At 67.6% G+C, this 17,358-nt stretch carries 16 protein-coding genes; 8 read left to right on the plus strand and 8 right to left on the minus strand.

Annotated features, from left to right (window positions below):
- Positions 1–15: 15 nt before the first annotated feature.
- A complete protein-coding gene (locus tag AC50YM_RS04685; RefSeq protein ID WP_494955959.1) occupies positions 16–546 on the minus strand; it encodes a MarR family winged helix-turn-helix transcriptional regulator in 531 nt (176 codons plus the stop codon).
- A 205-nt stretch (positions 547–751) separates the two neighbouring features.
- Here AC50YM_RS04685 and AC50YM_RS04690 point away from each other — a divergent pair, with 205 nt between their 5' ends.
- Positions 752–2,977 carry an MMPL family transporter gene (locus AC50YM_RS04690; protein ID WP_494955811.1) on the plus strand — a complete coding sequence of 742 codons (2,226 nt, stop codon included), beginning with the start codon at positions 752–754 and terminating at the stop codon, positions 2,975–2,977.
- 24 nt (positions 2,978–3,001) lie between these two features.
- On the opposite strand, the gene AC50YM_RS04695 is transcribed toward AC50YM_RS04690, so the two are convergent.
- The gene (locus tag AC50YM_RS04695; protein ID WP_494955812.1) at positions 3,002–4,090 is read right to left on the minus strand and encodes an NAD-dependent epimerase/dehydratase family protein; all 1,089 of its coding nucleotides are present in this window, start codon (positions 4,088–4,090) and stop codon (positions 3,002–3,004) included.
- A gap of 175 nt (positions 4,091–4,265) precedes the next feature.
- On the opposite strand from AC50YM_RS04695, the gene AC50YM_RS04700 reads away from it, so the two are divergent.
- The 7 genes from AC50YM_RS04700 (at position 4,266) to AC50YM_RS04730 (ending at position 10,651) form a co-directional block, all read left to right on the plus strand.
- On the plus strand, positions 4,266–5,048 hold the full coding sequence (locus tag AC50YM_RS04700; protein ID WP_494955813.1) for a TetR/AcrR family transcriptional regulator: 783 nt from the start codon (positions 4,266–4,268) through the stop codon (positions 5,046–5,048).
- 129 nt (positions 5,049–5,177) lie between these two features.
- Positions 5,178–5,642 carry a hypothetical protein gene (locus AC50YM_RS04705; protein ID WP_494955814.1) on the plus strand — a complete coding sequence of 155 codons (465 nt, stop codon included), beginning with the start codon at positions 5,178–5,180 and terminating at the stop codon, positions 5,640–5,642.
- Between the two features lie 260 nt (positions 5,643–5,902).
- Positions 5,903–7,765, plus strand: a complete 1,863-nt coding sequence (gene dnaK / locus AC50YM_RS04710; RefSeq protein WP_494955815.1) for a molecular chaperone DnaK — start codon at positions 5,903–5,905, stop codon at positions 7,763–7,765.
- A gap of 2 nt (positions 7,766–7,767) precedes the next feature.
- On the plus strand, positions 7,768–8,442 hold the full coding sequence (locus AC50YM_RS04715) for a nucleotide exchange factor GrpE (RefSeq protein WP_494955816.1): 675 nt from the start codon (positions 7,768–7,770) through the stop codon (positions 8,440–8,442).
- A gap of 94 nt (positions 8,443–8,536) precedes the next feature.
- Complete coding sequence (locus AC50YM_RS04720) at positions 8,537–9,520, plus strand: DnaJ C-terminal domain-containing protein (protein ID WP_494955817.1); 984 nt, start codon at positions 8,537–8,539, stop codon at positions 9,518–9,520.
- Between the two features lie 16 nt (positions 9,521–9,536).
- Positions 9,537–9,965, plus strand: a complete 429-nt coding sequence (locus AC50YM_RS04725; protein ID WP_494955818.1) for a heat shock protein transcriptional repressor HspR — start codon at positions 9,537–9,539, stop codon at positions 9,963–9,965.
- 287 nt (positions 9,966–10,252) lie between these two features.
- A complete protein-coding gene (locus AC50YM_RS04730) occupies positions 10,253–10,651 on the plus strand; it encodes a hypothetical protein (protein ID WP_494955819.1) in 399 nt (132 codons plus the stop codon).
- 74 nt (positions 10,652–10,725) lie between these two features.
- Here the strand turns inward: AC50YM_RS04730 and AC50YM_RS04735 are convergent, their stop codons facing one another.
- From AC50YM_RS04735 to AC50YM_RS04760, 6 genes are read right to left on the minus strand one after another with little or no spacing between them, the layout of a single operon-like run.
- Complete coding sequence (locus AC50YM_RS04735) at positions 10,726–11,547, minus strand: HpcH/HpaI aldolase family protein (protein WP_494955820.1); 822 nt, start codon at positions 11,545–11,547, stop codon at positions 10,726–10,728.
- The gene (gene hpaH, locus AC50YM_RS04740; RefSeq protein ID WP_494955821.1) at positions 11,532–12,317 is read right to left on the minus strand and encodes a 2-oxo-hept-4-ene-1,7-dioate hydratase; all 786 of its coding nucleotides are present in this window, start codon (positions 12,315–12,317) and stop codon (positions 11,532–11,534) included. Before hpaH ends, AC50YM_RS04735 begins: the two co-directional genes overlap by 16 nt.
- A 2-nt stretch (positions 12,318–12,319) precedes the next feature.
- Positions 12,320–13,405, minus strand: coding sequence for a 3,4-dihydroxyphenylacetate 2,3-dioxygenase (hpaD, locus tag AC50YM_RS04745; RefSeq protein WP_494955822.1), 1,086 nt, complete (start codon positions 13,403–13,405; stop codon positions 12,320–12,322).
- A gap of 35 nt (positions 13,406–13,440) precedes the next feature.
- A complete protein-coding gene (gene hpaE, locus AC50YM_RS04750) occupies positions 13,441–14,985 on the minus strand; it encodes a 5-carboxymethyl-2-hydroxymuconate semialdehyde dehydrogenase (RefSeq protein ID WP_494955823.1) in 1,545 nt (514 codons plus the stop codon).
- Between the two features lie 56 nt (positions 14,986–15,041).
- Positions 15,042–15,758 (minus strand): GntR family transcriptional regulator, encoded by a 717-nt coding sequence (locus AC50YM_RS04755; protein WP_494955824.1) that lies wholly within the window; start codon positions 15,756–15,758, stop codon positions 15,042–15,044.
- Positions 15,751–17,310 (minus strand): fumarylacetoacetate hydrolase family protein, encoded by a 1,560-nt coding sequence (locus tag AC50YM_RS04760; RefSeq protein ID WP_494955825.1) that lies wholly within the window; start codon positions 17,308–17,310, stop codon positions 15,751–15,753. The genes AC50YM_RS04755 and AC50YM_RS04760 overlap by 8 nt, the downstream gene beginning before the upstream one ends.
- Positions 17,311–17,358 lie beyond the last annotated feature (48 nt).

Raw genomic sequence — 17,358 nt, forward strand, 5'->3', positions numbered from 1 at the left:
CGCGCGGAAATGACCTCAGGGTGCTGTATCTGGCGGCGGCGACGGTTGCTGTGCCGCCTCCTGCCCGGCCCGGACCGTCGCCTCGATCATCGAGGACATGAACCGCGTCGCAATGTCCAGTTCCTCCGGAGTGAATTCGGCCATCGCGGCCGCCATGTGGAGGGCCAGCGGCCGGAACATCGCGCCGCCGTCGCGGTACGCCTTGGGGGTCATGCGGAGCTGGACCTGGCGGCGGTCCGTGCCCTGCCGTTCCCGGACCACGTGGCCGGAGTTGTGCAGCCGGTCGATCAGGGCGGTGGTTGCCGGCGAGCTCAGGTGGAGTTCCTTCCGGAGCACCCCGGGCGTGACAATCTCGTTCCTGGCCGCGTGCTGCATGATCACGGACAGGGCGTTCAGGTCCGTCCGGTGCATGTCATTGCGTCCGCCGGCGGAATCCACGTAGCGGTTGGCCTCCAGGCTGAACTCCTGCAGCAGCCGGACCAGCGGCGGCGGCCCGGAAGGCGGCGGCCCGGAAGGGTCGGGGCGTCCTGACGGATCGACTGTCACGGTGCGCACCTTCCTCTCCCTGTGGGTGTCCTCGCCTGCTCCGAAGATGGCGACCTCCGGAGTTTACTGCAGTGCGTGGGACCCTTGCCGCGGCCCGTCGCCGCAAGATTTCTCAAGAATCCGCTCGCACCTGTTTATCTCCATCATGGAGATAGTCTATTATGGACTCAATTGTACTCGTCCCAGACCCGCACCAGAAGGAACCATGAACAAGACCCCACACGGAAGTGCCCGCGTCCCCTTCTGGCTGCGCTGGCTGGTTCCCGTGCTGCTCGTTGTCACGTGGCTGGCCATCGCCGGGATCGGCGGACCCACCTTTGGCCGGCTGAGCGAGGTTTCCTCGAATGACCAGGCGTCGTTCCTCCCGGCGGGGGCCGAGGCTACCGCGGCGCAGGACTGGCAGGCCAAGTTCCGGGACTCCAACGAGATCCCCGCCGTCATCATCATCGAGAGCGATTCCGCCTTCACCCCGGCCCAGCTCGGCGAGGCCGCGGCCCTCAAGGTCAAGCTCGAGGCGCTGGGCGCCGGAAGCACCGTTATCGGCCCGATCCCGTCCGAGGATGCCAAGGCAGTGCAGTTTGTGGTTCCGATCGATTCCTCGGGCGAAGTGAAGGAAGTCGTCAAGGAACTCCGTTCGCAGGTGCAGGCGTCCGCTCCGGAGGGAATGCAGACCTTTGTGACCGGCCCGGCCGGGCTCACGGCGGACCTGGTCAGTGCCTTCGCCGGCATTGACGGGATCCTGCTTCTCGTGGCCCTCGGCGCCGTGTTCCTGATCCTGCTGATCGTCTACCGCTCGCTGCTGCTGCCGATCGCTGTGCTGTTCACCTCCGTCTTCGCCCTCTGCGCCGCCATCATGCTGGTCTTCGGCATGGCCAAGCTCGGCTGGATCCAGCTCAACGGCCAAAGCCAGGGCATTCTGTCCATCCTGGTGATCGGTGCCGCCACGGACTACGCGCTGCTCTATGTGGCACGGTTCCGTGAAGCCCTGACGCACACCACCAACCGCACGGCCGCCGCCCTCACCGCGTGGAAGAAATCGTGGGAACCCATCCTTGCCTCGGGCGCCACGGTGATTATCGCCCTGCTCTGCCTGCTGTTCTCCGACCTAAACTCCAACAAAGCCCTTGGACCGGTGGCCGCCGCGGGCATCCTTTGCGCACTCTTCGCCGCACTGACGCTGCTGCCCGCGATGATGGCGCTGCTGGGCCGGGCCGCGTTCTGGCCCTTCCGCCCCAAGCTGCTCCCGGACGCCGGACGGGAGCCTGAACTCGTCACCGGGCTTGAGGGCCAGAAGGGCCTGTGGCGTGCCACCGGCAGCCTCGTTTCCCGCCGCCCCCGGACCGTCTGGATCGCGTCAGTGCTGCTGCTTCTGGTGGCCTCCGCCGGCGTCCTGCAGCTCAAGGCCAACGGCGTCCCGCAGACCGACGTCATCCTCACCGCCTCCAACGCCGTCGACGGCCAGGACGCCCTGGCCCGGCACTTCGACGCCGGCTCCGGCAGCCCCGCCGTCATCGTCGTTGACGAGGCCAAGGCCCAGGACGTGCTGGACAAGACCACGGCGACCGACGGCGTCGGGGCCGCGTACCTGCTGGCCGACGGCGGCGCGCCGGTCGTCGCCGGGGTCCCCGGTCCGCCCGCAACGCCTGCGGTGAGGGACGGGAAGGTCCTGATCAACGCGACCCTGAATTACGCCGCGGACTCCAACGAGGCCGAAAACGTCGTCGTGGCCCTCCGCCGGGAACTCAAGAAGATCGACGGCGGCGCACTGGTCGGCGGCGTGACGGCGACGGCGCTGGACACAAACACCACCGCACAGCGTGACCTCGTCACCATCATCCCGGTGGTCCTCGCCGTGATCCTCGTGATCCTGATGCTGCTGCTTCGCTCTGTACTGGCGCCGGTCCTGCTGGTCGCATCGGTGGTCCTGTCCTACGGCGCCGCGATGGGCGTCTCAGCCGTTGTGTTCAACAACATCTTCGGGTTCTCCGGAGCCGATGCCACCGTGCCGCTCTTCGGCTTCGTCTTCCTGGTCGCATTGGGGGTTGACTACAACATCTTCCTGATGAGCCGGGTCCGGGAGGAGTCCCTGAAGCACGGCACGCGGCCGGGCATCCTGCGCGGACTAGGGGTCACCGGCGGTGTGATCACGTCCGCCGGAGTGGTCCTCTCGGCCACCTTCGCCGCCCTGGGCGTCATCCCCATCATGTTCCTGGCGCAGTTGGCCTTCATCGTGGCCTTCGGGGTGCTGCTGGACACCATCCTGGTCCGCTCGCTGCTCATCCCGGCCCTGGCCTACGACATCGGGCCGCGGATCTGGTGGCCCAGCAAGCTGGGACGCCCCGAGCCCGATGGCGGCGCACGCGCCCTTCCGTCCGCTCCGGAACCGGAACCGGAAACCGAGCCGGAATCCGCGCAGGCGGGAATCCGCTAGCTGGAATACCCGGCCTAACCGCCGTCACTGTGCCTGGTGCTTCCACCAGGCAACGGTGGCGGCGGCTGCGTCGTGGAGCAGCGTGGGGCGCAGATCCAGGGCCTCCTCGCTGGCGCGCGAGTCCATCACAAAAGGATGCTCGAACTGGTACAGGGTTTCGGTCAGTTCGCGGGTACCTGGGGAGAACATGCCCATCGTCCGAAGCGCCCAGCCGGGGACGGCGGCCACCCGCGGTGCCCGGACGCCGGCAGCGGCGGCGAACGCGTCGGCGATCTGCCGCTGGCTCAGGGCCGGGCCGGTCGGCGCATGCCACACCCGGTTCCAGGCTGCGGGATTCTGCGCTGCCGCGATCATGGCGGCGGCCAGGTCCGGCACGTACGTGAATGAGTGCGGCAGGTCCGCGTTGCCAACCACCATCAGGAACTTCCCCGCCAGCACGGGCTTCACCATCCGTTCGCCGGCATGCGCGCCCCGCACCCTGGGGCCGAAGAAGTCACTCGCCACCACACTCGCGGTGTCCGTGGCGGACCCGGCGCGGGCCGCCAGCAGCCCGGTGCGGATCCCCCGCTTGCCGCCCCGCGCATCGCGCGGGCCATCCTCGGTCATCGGCCGGTCCGGCTCGCTGTAGGAGTAGAGGCTTTCCGGAAAAACGACGACGGCGCCCGCCGCACCCGCCGCGGCAAGCACCGACTGCTCGGCGCCCGGGAGTTCCGCAGCCCAAGTGCTCGCGCTGTACCGCGAGCCGTGGACGCAATGGAACACGGCGCTGGCGCCGCCGAACAGCTCCCCGAGCCGGGACGGCTCGGACACATCGACGGAGACCTTCTCGACGAGGGGGTGGTCGGGACCGCTGCCGGACCGGGTAAGCACCCGCACCCGATGGCCCGCGGCCGCCAACTGCTCGGCAACCGTCCAGCCGACCGGACCTGCCCCGGTGACCACATACCGGGCAGAGGCGGGGGAGCCGGGCCGGGATGCGGGGGACTCTGCGGCCCCGGGGGAACCGGGCCGGGATGCGGGGGACTCTGCGGCCCCGGGGGAACCGGGCCGGGATGCGGCGGACTCTGCGGGCCCGGAGGAGCCCGGGACTTCGGGGGATCCTGGCTGGGACATGGTTTTCTCGCTCTCGCTGGGTTGAATCCGCGGCTGCGCCGGTCCGTCTTGCGCGGCCGGTGGGAGTTTGCTGAGAGCAGTGCTCTCTAATGTCAGGATGGCCTCCGCTGCGACTCAAGTCAAGAGCAGTGCTCACATTTGTTGACACTGCTCTGCTTCGTGGAATGCTGGACGTATGCCTCCGACCGTCACTGCGCCGCCCGTGGAGCCGGCCCCGCCCGCTAAGCCATCGTCTGCGAAGCCGCCCACCCCGCGCGAGCGTGCCCGCGCCCGGACCATCGAGGACATTGTCCGGCTCGGCCGGGTGCACCTGACGCTGCATGGGGCTGCCGCGCTGTCGCTCCGCGCCGTGGCCCGCGACCTCGGCGTCGTCTCCTCGGCCGTCTACCGGTATGTGGAGAACCGCGAGGAACTGCTGACGCTGCTGCTCATCGACGCCTACAACGAACTCGGCGACGAAGTGGAGGACGCCGTGGCCGCCTTGCCAGCCACCGATTTCGCCGGACGGTTCACCGCCCTGGGAGCCGCGGCCCGGCGCTGGGCGCTGCGCGAACCGGCCCGCTACGGACTCTTGTTTGGCAGCCCCGTGCCCGGATACCGGGCGCCCGCCGAGCAAACCACGGGACCGGGAACTCGCGTCATCTACGCCCTGATGGCCCTCCTCGACGGCGCCTACCGAGCCGGACAGTTGACGGAGCCTGGCGGCCAGGCCGCCGTCGAGCAGCCGCTTGCCGCCGACCTGGAGCGGATCCGCAGCGGATTGGGACTGGCCGTGCCGGACTCCCTGCTGGCGCGCGGCGCGCTCGTCTGGACCTCGCTGTTCGGCGCCATCAGCTTCGAAGTTTTCGGCCAGTACGGGGCTGGCACCTTCGCGGCCGCGGACGACCTGTTCGCCCACCACCTGGCTGTGCTGTCGGATCTCGCAGGCCTTCGACCCGCCGGGGAGCAGCCAGGCTGACGGGCCGTCCCACCCCGGGAATGGCCGCCGTGCCAGGGTTTCAGTCCCCCCTGTTGCCGGCCGGCGCTGCTCGATAGACTGCCCCTGCGCCTGCCTGGGCGCGCCGATGCTTCCGGGAAGGATCCAACCATGTCCGAAAACAGCGAGTTCGACCGAACGGCAGCGGAACCCGAGGACAAGCCCGCGGAAGGCCAGTACGTGGAGGGCGACTACGGCTCGGCGGGCACCGCCGGGGAGAACCCGCCCGAGGCCGTCGAAGGCGAATACCCCACCGGAGATTATGGTGCGGCGGGCGTCAGCGGTGCCACGGCCGTCGGCCTCGAGGAGGGTGACTACCCCGAGGGGGACTACGGACCGGCCGGCGTCAGCGGCGGCGCCGCCGACGAGCGTGTTAATCCTGCCGACGACCGGGCTGCCGCCGGCACGACCGGCGCGCGGTCCGCCGCTGGCGAAGAGGGCGAGTATCCGGAAGGCGACTATGGCGCCGCCGGCGATACGGGTGCCCGGCGGACCGGCAGCCGGACGGAGAAAGAAACACCCGCGAACGACGGGTCCAACGATTCCACCGGCGAAGCGGGACGCGGAGACCGCTGAGCGGCCGGCTTCGCGCTCAGCGAACAGGAAGGTTTCGGGCCTCGCGGTGCCCGAAAAGTCCCCGGAATTCCGGGTAAGAGTGGCTTCCGGGGATAGCTGTGGGTCACCCGGGTGGCCCAAGTTGAGCGCACATCACTCAACTTTGGATTGACTTTGATTCGGTGCGCGGTAAAGTTGAGTGCAGATCACTCAATAGCGGTTGGATCCTTTGGGTCCGCAGCCAATCCGGCAAGTTTCGAAGGAAAAGAAGGAAGCAACACATGTCACGTGCAGTAGGTATTGACCTCGGAACGACCAACTCCGTCGTCTCAGTTCTCGAAGGTGGCGAGCCCACCGTTATTGCCAACGCCGAGGGTGGCCGCACCACTCCGTCGGTTGTTGCATTCTCCAAGTCCGGCGAAGTACTCGTGGGCGAGATCGCGAAGCGCCAGGCCGTCAATAACATTGACCGCACCATTGCGTCCGTCAAGCGCCACATGGGCACTGACTGGAGCGTCGCCATTGACGACAAGAAGTACACGGCGCAGGAAATCTCCGCCCGTATCCTCATGAAGCTCAAGAACGACGCCGAGTCCTACCTGGGTGAAAAGGTCACCGACGCCGTCATCACCGTTCCCGCGTACTTCAACGACGCCGAGCGCCAGGCAACCAAGGAAGCCGGCGAAATCGCGGGCCTCAAGGTCCTCCGCATCGTCAACGAGCCCACCGCGGCCGCACTGGCCTACGGCCTGGACAAGGGCAAGGAAGACGAACTCATCCTCGTATTCGACCTCGGCGGCGGAACTTTCGACGTTTCCCTGCTCGAAGTGGGCAAGGACGAGGACAACTTCTCCACGATCCAGGTCCGCTCCACCGCCGGCGACAACCGCCTCGGCGGCGACGACTGGGACCAGCGCGTTGTGAACTACCTGCTGAACCAGCTCAAGGTCAAGGGCATCGACCTGTCCAAGGACAAGATCGCCCTGCAGCGCCTGCGTGAGGCCTCCGAGCAGGCCAAGAAGGAGCTCTCCTCCTCCTCCAGCACCAACGTCTCCCTGCAGTACCTCTCCGTCACCCCCGACGGCCCGGTGCACCTGGACGAGCAGCTGACCCGCGCCAAGTTCCAGGACCTCACCAAGGACCTGCTCGAGCGCACCAAGAAGCCGTTCCACGACGTCATCAAGGAAGCCGGCATCAAGCTTTCCGAGATCGACCACATCGTGCTGGTCGGTGGCTCCACCCGTATGCCGGCCGTCTACGACCTGGTCAAGGAACTCGCCGGCGGCAAGGAGCCGAACAAGGGCGTCAACCCGGATGAGGTCGTCGCCGTCGGCGCCGCCCTGCAGGCCGGTGTCCTGAAGGGCGAACGCAAGGACGTCCTCCTGATCGATGTCACCCCGCTCTCCCTCGGCATTGAAACCAAGGGCGGCATCATGACGCACCTGATCGAGCGCAACACGGCCATCCCGACCAAGCGCTCCGAGACCTTCACCACGGCGGATGACAACCAGCCGTCCGTGTCCATCCAGGTCTTCCAGGGCGAGCGCGAGTTCACCCGCGACAACAAGCCGCTGGGCACCTTCGAACTGACCGGGATCGCTCCGGCCCCGCGCGGCGTGCCGCAGGTCGAGGTCACCTTCGACATCGACGCCAACGGCATCGTGCACGTCTCCGCGAAGGACAAGGGCACCGGCAAGGAACAGTCCATGACCATCACGGGCGGTTCCAGCCTCTCCAAGGAAGACATCGACCGTATGGTCAAGGACGCCGAGGAGCACGCAGCAGAGGACAAGGCACGCCGCGAGGCAGCCGACACCCGCAACACTGCCGAGCAGCTGGCCTACTCCGTGGACAAGCTGATCGCCGACAACGCCGACAAGCTGCCCGAAGAGGTCAAGACTGAGGTCCAGGCCGACGTCGACGCCCTCAAGGCCGCCCTCGAAGGCACCGACGACGCCGCCGTGAAGACCGCGTTCGAGAAGCTGCAGGCTTCCCAGACCAAGCTCGGCGAGGCCATCTACGCGCAGCCAGGTTCCCCGGACGGTGCCACCGGCGCCCAAGGTGCGCCCGAAGGTGAGAAGGCAGCCGGCTCCGACGAGGACATCGTCGACGCCGAAATCGTTGACGAAGACGAGAAGAAGTAATCATGCCCCATCACGGTAACGAAGAAGAGCACGGTTCTTCCGAGAGCCGTCGCGACGCCGAACAGCGGGAGAACGAGCCGCAGAAGCCGATCATCCACGACAACCGCAAGGTTGATCCGAAGACCGGCCAGGCCCGCCACCCCGACCAGGAGCGCGCCGCTGCCGGGGACTCTGATTCCGGGGACGCGCTGTCCCAGGCGGAGGACATCCTCAACAGTGTCGAGGTGCCGGCGGCGGAGTCCGTGGCCCAGGCCGCCGACGGTGCGGAGGCGGAGGAGCTCAGGAATGACCTTCGCCGTCTGCAGGCCGAGTACGTCAACTACCGCAAGCGGGTCGAACGCGACCGCGCCGTGGCGGGGGAGATGGCCGTCATCGGCGTCATGAACTCCCTGCTTCCGGTACTGGACGACGTCGACGCCGCCCGGCAGCACGGGGACCTCGCGGACGGCCCGTTCGCCGCGATCGCCGCCAAGCTGGAGAACGCGCTGAAGACGTATGGCCTGGAGCGCATCGCCGAGACCGGCGTGGAGTTCGACCCCACGATCCACGAGGCCCTCATCCAGCAGCCCGGCGCGGATGTCGAGATCGACACCGTCAGCCAGGTCCTGCGCTCGGGCTACAAGTCCGGTGACCGGGTCCTTCGGGCGGCACAGGTCATCGTGGCTGTCCCGGCCTAGCAGTACCCCCTCGAGGTGACAGTTCGCGCCCATGTTTCGACCAAACATCGGCGCGAACTGTCACCTCGGCACACAGATTTGAAAGGAAACGCCATTGGCTAGCCAGGACTGGGTGGACAAGGACTTTTACAAGATCCTTGGAATCGCCAAGGACGCTTCCGACGCCGACATCAAAAAGGCCTACCGGAAGCTCGCGCGGCAGCACCACCCGGACACCAACGCGGGCAACGCTGCTTCGGAGCGGAAGTTCAAGGACATCTCCGAGGCCTATTCCGTACTCTCAGACCCCGACGAGCGGCAGCAGTATGACGCCATCCGGGCCATGGGCGGCGGAGCCCGGTTCGCTCCGGGCGGCGGTGGCGGCGCAGCCGGCGGGGCTGGCTTCGAAGACCTCTTCGGCGGGCTCTTCACCGGTGCCGGGGGACGGCACTCCGGCGGCTACAGCACCGCCGGTGGCATTCCCCCCGAGTTCGCCGACCTCTTCGGCGGTGGCGGCTTCGGCGGCGGAGGCCAGTCCTTCCAGCGCCCGCCGCAGAAGGGTGCGGACCGGACGGCGTCGACCTCCATTTCCTTCGCGGGATCCATCCGCGGCACAACCATCGGCCTGCGTGAACCGGACGGCGAAGTCATCGACGTCCGCGTCCCGGCCGGCATCAAGGACGGACAGAAAGTCCGGGTCCGCGGCAAGGGCCAGTACGGACCGGCCGGCAACGGGGACCTGATGGTCACCGTCTCGGTGAAACCGCACGATTTCTACGTCCGCGACGGTGACAACCTGCGCATCCACGTCCCGGTCACCTTTCCGGAGGCAGCCCTGGGCGCCGACATCGAGGTTCCGACCATCGACGGCGACAAGGTCAAGGTACGGGTCCCCGCCGGGACGCCGTCGGGCCGCACGCTGCGCGTCAAGGGACGCGGCGTCAAGCACTCGAAGGCCACCGGTGACCTGCTGGTGACCATCGACGTCGCCGTCCCAAGGAAGCTGAACAAAGAAGCCGAGGAAGCCGTCCAGGCCTTTGCCGCGGCCACCTCCGGCGAGGACGTCCGCGCCGAACTGGCAGCCAAGGCCCGGCTCTAGGAACGGACGCCCCGCCATGGCCATCGAGTTCGACTTCGACCAGCCGATCTTCGTGATCTCCGTCGCCGCGCAACTGGCGGACATGCACCCGCAGACGCTGCGGCAGTATGACCGGCTGGGGATTGTCTCGCCGAGCCGCGCCCCCGGCAAGTCCCGCCGCTATTCGCAGCGGGACGTCAACATGCTCCGCGAGGTGCAGCGGCTCTCGCAGGAGGGCGTCTCGCTGGAGGGCATCAAACGGATCCTCCAGCTGGAGAACCAGGTCGCAGCACTGCAGCGCCGCGTCACCGAACTAAGCGAGGAGCTCGAACGACGCCCGCGCAGCCTGGAGTCCCGCATCTTCGCTGCCGGGGCCGCGGGCGACGTCGTCAGCCTGGTCCGGGGCAAGCGCCCGCGGGCCCGTTCCCAGGCCGTCGTCGTCTGGAGGCCGCGGAACAGCGAGTGACGCAGCACGCTGTGCGTTCCGTCCCCTCCAGGTAGTCCGCGGCATCTTCCACGTAGTACAGGATTGCCGGGGCGAGTACGCCCGCCCCGGATCCGGGTAGTCGCTGTCTGAAAGACGGGTACAGCGTTTGCGTGACTTCAGTGCGGCGTGGCCGTTTGAATTGTCCTGGCAGGAAAGGCTGGCGCCAGAGCCAGCGAAGCAGCGAGGACAGCCGGGGGGCACCGCATGTTAGATCCATTGACGCCGGGTAAATCGGCGCCTGGACCCGCAACGATCGCGGGCAGGCCATGAACTCCGGGCTCCACACCTTGGTAATATTCGCGGGATCCCTGACCGGCTCGGTCCTGTTGTCCCTGGGCCAGGCAATCGTCGTCGTCTGTGTCTGCTTCGACATGGTCCGGGCCCTCAGCGTGCCGCGGTCCCACCGCCGCTACGTGGCAAACACCGTCTTCGCCACGCTGGCCTGGCCGTCGATCCTGATCTGCGCGGTCAGTGTGCTGATCGACGCCGCCAGCGGGACGTGGCAGGACGTGGCGGGCGGAGTCTTCATGATGGTGATGGTGATCTACCGGTGGCGCCACGGCGGTGACGAGGACAGCTGGTGGAAGGGGCGGGGCAAGAAACTGGCCACGTGGTTCCGGAACCAGACGTCCTCCCGGTCCGCGACCGCGCCGGCTGCCGCCTAAACCAGCCAACGCGGGGTCACTCCTCGCCAATCCCGGCTGGTTCAACCGGCGCGATCTGACCCCGCGTTGGATGTTCAGTAGCTGGCGGGGGCGTCGCCTTCGGCGCGCTGGACGTACTTGGCGGCGAGGGCCTCGGAGCCTCGAGCCAGCAGGGCGACGTCGGCGCCCACCAGGATGAAATTGGCACCGGCATCCAGATAGCGGCGGGCGGTGTCGGGTTTAAAGGCATTGACGCCGGCGGGTTTGCCGGCCGCCTTCGCGGCGGTGAGGCAATGCTCAACGGCGGCGCGCACCTCGTCATGTTCCTGCTGCCCCAGCAGGCCCATCGATGCGGCAAGGTCGGAGGGGCCCAGGAAGATGGCGTCCACGCCGTCGACCGTCAGGATGTCCTCCACCGCTTCCACGGCCGCGCCGGATTCGATCTGGACGGTGACGCTGACGGTCTCGCCGGCCCGGGCCAGGTAATCGGGAATCCGGTTCCAGCGGGCGGCGCGGGCCAAGGCGGAGCCCACCCCGCGCACGCCCTGCGGCGGGTAGCGGGTGGCCGCCACCGCGGCTTCCGCCTCGGCCGGGGAATTGACCATCGGGATCAGCAGGTTCTGGACGCCCAGGTCCAGGTACTGCTTGATCACCACGGTGTCGTTCACAGGCGGCCGGACCAGGGTGTGGATGGGGTAACCGTGGATGGCCTGGAGCTGGGCGAGGACGGATTCGAGGCCGTTGGGGCTGTGTTCGGCGTCGACCAGGAGCCAGTCCAGGCCTGACCCGGCGCAGAGCTCGGCCACCAGCGGGCTGCCCGAGCACACCCACATCCCTGCCAGCGGACGGCCGGCAGCGCCGGTTTGGTTGCGCAGGGCATCCCGGAAGGTGTTCTGGGGTTCTATGCGAAGCGGCATGTCACAACTCCCAGTGGTCCGTAGTCTGCGTGGACGGTGTCGCCCTTGTACACCCACAGCGGCCGGGTGAAGGAGCCGGCAAGGATGATGTCGCCGGCTTTCATGCTGTCCCCGTGCGCGGCGATCTTGTTGGCCAGCCAGTGCACCCCGTTGGCCGGGTGGTCAAGGACCCCGGCGGCAACACCGGTTTCCTCCACGGTCTGGTTCTTGTACAGAATGGCGGAGACCCAGCGGAGGTCCACGGCGTCCGGCTTTACCGGGTTGCCGCCGATCACCATGGCCCCCATCGCGGCATTGTCCGAGATGGTATCCACGATGGTCCGGCCCTCCATCTCGATCCGGGAGTCCAGGATCTCAAGGGCCGGAACCACGTAGTCGGTGGCTCTTAGGACATCAAAGATGGTGCAGCCGGGGCCTTTGAGCGCGTCCTTGAGGACAAACGCCAGTTCCACTTCCACCCGCGGGTGGGTGTACTTGTCCCATTCCACCGAGCAGCCGGTCTCCAGCACCATGTCATCGAAAATGGCGCCGTAGTCCGGTTCGGTAATGCCGGTGGCGGCCTGCATTGCCTTCGACGTGAGGCCGATCTTCCGTCCCACCAGGGTCCGGCCGGCTTCCTCGTTGCGGCGCCGCCACAACTGCTGGACCGCGTAGGAGTCCTCCACCGTCATGTCCGGGTAACGGGCCGTCAGGCGCGGGATGGGTTTGCGGGTGCGGCCGGCTTCGAGCAGTTCGTCCGCGATGGCCTCGATCGTCTTGGCGTCCAGCATGGCTACAGCTGCGCCCCGAGCTTGAAGCCTGTCCGGTCCCCGTCGGGGCTTCCGTCCTTGCGGGTGTAGGAGAAACCGTCGGCGCCTACGGTGACCGCCATTTCGCTCTTCTCTTCGCGCTCGATCACGGGCTGGGGATTGCCGTCGAGGTCCAGGACCAGGGAGGCCTCGGTGTACCAGGACGGGACCACGGGGTTGCCCCACCAGTCGCGGCGCTGGTTGTCGTGGACGTCCCAGGTGATGACGGGGTTGTCCGGGTCGCCGGTGTAATAGTCCTGGGTGTAGATCTCCACGCGGTGGCCGTCCGGATCCAGGATGTAGAGGTAGAAGGCGTTGGAGACGCCGTGCCGGCCGGGGCCGCGCTCGATCCGGTCCGAGATGCGCAGGGCGCCCATCTTGTCGCAGATCTGGATGATGTTGTGCTTCTCATGGGTGGCAAAGGCGATGTGGTGCATCCGCGGGCCGTTGCCGCCGGTCAGGGCGGTGTCGTGCACGGTCTGCTTGCGGTGCATCCAGGCCGCGTAGGTCACGCCGTCGGAATCCTGGATGTCCTCCGAGACCCGGAAGCCCAGATCCTCGAGGTATTTCCGGCCGCGCGGAACGTCCGGGGTGACCTGGTTGAAGTGGTCCAGCCGGACCAGCTCGCCCGCGGAGTAGAGGTCGTAGCGCTGCGTGAGGCGTTCGACGTGCTCCACCTCGTAGAAGAACTCGTAGGGGAAGCCCAGCGGATCCTCCACCCGGACGGCGTCGCCGATGCCCTTGGTGAAGCCTTCCTTGCGCCGTTCGGTGCGGCAGCCCAGTTCCTTGTAGTAGGCCTCGGCGGCGTCCACCTCGGCGGGTGACTTCACCCGGTAGGCGAAGGCCGCGACGGCGGCGATGGGTCCCTTGCGGAGCACCAGGTTGTGGTGGATGAACTCCTCCAGCGGCCGCAGGTAGATGTTGTTCTCATCCTCCTCGGTGACGTGCAGGCCCAGCAGGTCCACGTAGAACGCGCGGGACTTGGCGAGGTCGGTGACGACAATTTCCATGTAGGCGCAGCGGACGATGTCCGGTGCCGGGACGGAGGGGGTGGGGACAAAGTTGGTCATGGTGCGCTCTCTCTTCTTTGAAGGGGGGTGGATGATTAGCTGTCGCCGGCGGCGGCGGCGTCTTCGACGCTGCCGAACTTAGGCGTGTGGACGGTGCCGAGCGTGATGTGGACGGCCTGCTGGTCGGTGTAGAAGTCGATTGAGCGGTAGCCACCCTCGTGTCCCAGGCCGGAGGCCTTGACCCCGCCGAAGGGGGTGCGGAGGTCGCGGACATTATGGCTGTTGAGCCAGACCATGCCGGCTTCGACGTTTTGCGAGAAGTTGTGCGCGCGGGTCAGGTTCTGGGTCCAGATGTAGGCGGCCAGCCCGTACCGGGTGTTGTTGGCCAGGGCCAGTGCTTCCTCGTCGCTGTCGAACGGGGTGATCGCGACGACCGGGCCGAAGATCTCCTCCTGGAAGATCCGGGCGTCCGGGGCGACGTCGGCGAAAACGGTCGGCGCGATGTAGTTGCCCTCGGGCAGGTGGTCGGGGCGGCCGCCGCCGGCCAGCAGCCGACCCTCGGTCTTGCCGATCTCCACGTAGGAGGCAACCTTGGCGTAGTGCTCCGGGTGGACCAGGGCGCCGACCTCGGTCCTGGGGTCGTGCGGGTCACCGACGACGATGTTTTTTGCGCGCGCGGCGTACTTCTCGCAGAATTCCTCGTACACGCCGCGTTCGACCAGGATCCGGGACCCGGCGGTGCAGCGCTCGCCGTTGAGCGAGAAGACCCCGAACAGGGCCGAGTCGATCGCGGCGTCCAGGTCTGCATCGGCGAACACCACACACGGTGATTTGCCGCCGAGTTCCATGGACAGGCCCTTGAGGTTCTCCGCGGCGTTGCGGAAAATCGTCTGGCCGGTGGTGGTTTCGCCGGTGAAGGAGATCAGCGGAACGTCCGGGTGCTTCACCAGGGCGTCGCCGGCTTCCTCGCCGAGGCCGTTGACCAGGTTGAACACGCCGTCGGGCAGTCCGGCGTCCTTGAAGATCTGCGCCCACAGAGAGGCCGACAGCGGGGTGAACTCGGCGGGTTTGAGGACCACGGTGTTGCCGGTGGCCAGCGCCGGCGCCAGCTTCCACGACTCCAGCATGAACGGCGTATTCCACGGGGTGATGAGGCCGGCGACGCCGATCGGCTTGCGGTTGACGTAGTTGATCTGCGCGCCGGGGACCTTCATGGCGTCGTCGAACTGGGCCACGATCAGGTCCGCGAAGAACCGGAAGTTCTCCGCCGCGCGGAGCGCCTGGCCCTTGGCCTGGGTGATCGGCAGGCCGGTGTCGAACGTTTCCAGCTCGGCGAGACGGGCCTCCTGGGCCTCGACGGCGTCGGCGATCCGGTTCAGGACGCGGGCGCGTTCCCGTGGCTTCATCCGCGGCCACGGCCCGGTGGTGAAGGCCTTGCGGGCGGCGGCAACGGCCAGGTCGATGTCCTCCTTCTGGCCGGCGGCGGCGGTGGCGTAGTTGGTGTTGGAGACCGGGTCCAGAACATCAAAGGTCGCCCCGCCCACGGAATCAACGAATTCGCCGTCGATGTAGTGCTGGATGTGGGTGGGCAGGTGCTGCGGGACGTAATGGGTTGAAGCTTCTTCGGCAGTGAAGGTCATCGTTTTTCCTGTCTGGTATTGCAACGCGGGGTCACTTCCGGCCCATCCGGGGCCGGTTAATGGGCGCTAAGTGACCCCGCGTTGCTTTGGGCGAGGTAGGCGTCCAGGGTGGCGGAGCGGTGCAGGCGGGCGGCCTTTTCGATTTCGTCGGCGCTGGCGCCGGACTCGATGAGCCGGAGCAGTGCCTCGTGTTCGTCGACCGATTCGTGGGCGCGGCGGGGGACGAAGCGGAACGTGGAGGACCGCAGCGACGCCAGCCGGTTCCAGCCCCGGTGGACGAGGTCCAGGATGTGCGGGTTGGGGCAGTGCTCGAACAGGATGCTGTGGAAGTCCTGGTTCAGCCGGGTGAACCGGACGGGGTCGAAGTGCTCCAGGCACTCCCGCATCTCCTCGTTAACGGCCCGGGCCCGGGCCACGTCCGCCGGCCCGATCAGGGGAGCGGACAGGGCCGTGGCGGCGCCCTCGACGATGCTGAGGGTCTGCATCGTGTAGAGGTACTCGGTGGGGTCGATCCCGGCGACGGTGGCCCCGACATTCCGCTCGAAGGTCACCAGGCCCTCGGCTTCGAGCCGGCGGATGGCTTCGCGGACCGGCACCACACTGACCCCCAGATCCTCGGCGATCTTTGCCAGCACCAGCCGGTAGCCGGGGGAGTAGGTCCCGTTCACGATCCGGGCCTTGACGGCCGCGTAGGCCTGCTCGGACTTGCTGCCCGGGTGCGCGGCGGTTTGGGTGCCTGCGGTGCTGGGGCTGGCGGCGGCGGTGTCAGCCATTGGCTTTGCCGGCTTCCCATTCCTCGTAGCGGGTCCGCCATTCGGAGTTCAGGGGGTACAGGCCGTCCACGCTGTGACCCTGCTGCACCATCTCGGCAATGAAAACCTCCTCGCGTTCCTGGGCGATGGAATCGTCCGCGAGTTCCTCGGCCAGCGCCGGCGGGATCACCAGGATGCCGTCCGCGTCGGCCACGATGATGTCCCCGGGCTGCACGGTGGTCCCACCGCACGCGATGGTGATGTCGGTGTCCCACGGGATGTGCCGGCGCCCGAGCACGGCGGGGTGCGGGTTGGCATAGTAGGTGGGCATGTCCATCGCAGCCACCGCGGAGAAGTCGCGGACACCCCCGTCGGTGATGACGGCGGCGGCACCGCGGACCTGGGCGCGCAGGGCCAGGATGTCGCCGATCGTGCCCGTGCCCTTTTCGCCGCGGGCCTCCATCACCAGGATTTCGCCCTCGTTGACCGAGTCGATGGCCTTCTTCTGGGCGTTGAAGCCGCCGCCGTGGGTCTTGAAGAGGTCCTCGCGGTTGGGCACGTAGCGAAGGGTTCGGGCCAGGCCCACAATCCGCTTGTCCGGACGGGTCGAGGTGAGGCCGTCGATGCTGACGTTGTTCAGGCCGCGCTTGCGCAGCTGGGAGGACAAGGTTGCCGTGCAGACGCTCTCGAGCTTCGCCTTCAGCGCCGGCGACAGGACATGTCCAACGCTGGCGGCCGCCGCTTCCGCTATCTGGTCATGCCCGACGGCGGCGAGGCCGGCAGCTTCACGCGAGCCGTAGGCTTCCTCCCGCTGCAGGTCATCGGGCCGGGGCTGCGCGCCGAAGTCAGCGAACGGCGTCGTGCCTTCCGCGACCCGGGTGACCAGACGGCCAGTGGAGGGGCCGCCGGAAGCGGCGCCACCCGCCGTCGCGCTTTCCACGCTGAGGTCTACGGTACTGACTTCAACCTCGCTGACTTCGACCTCGACGACGTCGCCCGGCCTGGCCACGGAGGCGCCGGCGGGGGTGCCGGTGAGGATGATGTCGCCTTCCTCGAGGGTGAGCAGCTGGGACAGGTCAGCGATCAGCCGGGCAAACGGGAAGAGCAGGTCCCCGGTGGTGTCGTCCTGGACCAGGTCGCCGTTGTGCCAGGTGCGGATCCGCAGCCGTGCCGGGTCGACGGCGTCCGCGGCGATCAGTCCGGGGCCCACGGGCGTGAAGCCGTCGCCGCCCTTGGACCGGAGATTGGAGCCCTTGTCGGCGTAGCGGAGGTCGTAGACGCCGAGGTCGTTGCTGGCCGTGATCCACTCGACGTGGTTCCAGGCGTTCTCGATGGCCACCCGGCGGGCGGGCTTGCCGATAATCAGGGCGATCTCGCCTTCGTAGCCGAGCAGTTCGCAGCCGGCCGGACGCTCAACTGTTGAACCGGTGAGCGCCAGGGAGGACGATGGCTTCAGGAAATACGACGGCTGCTCGGGGGTACGGCCACGCTGGGCTGCCCGGCTGGGGTAGTTGAGATGCACCGCGATGACTTTGCGGGCCGCGGCCAGGGTGTGGTCGGTGACCAGTTCCAAAAGGTGCTCCTCATCGAGTACGAAATCGTATACGAAAACTATCGCCGA

It is taken from the genome of Pseudarthrobacter sp. RHLT1-30-1 (genome assembly GCF_059383415.1).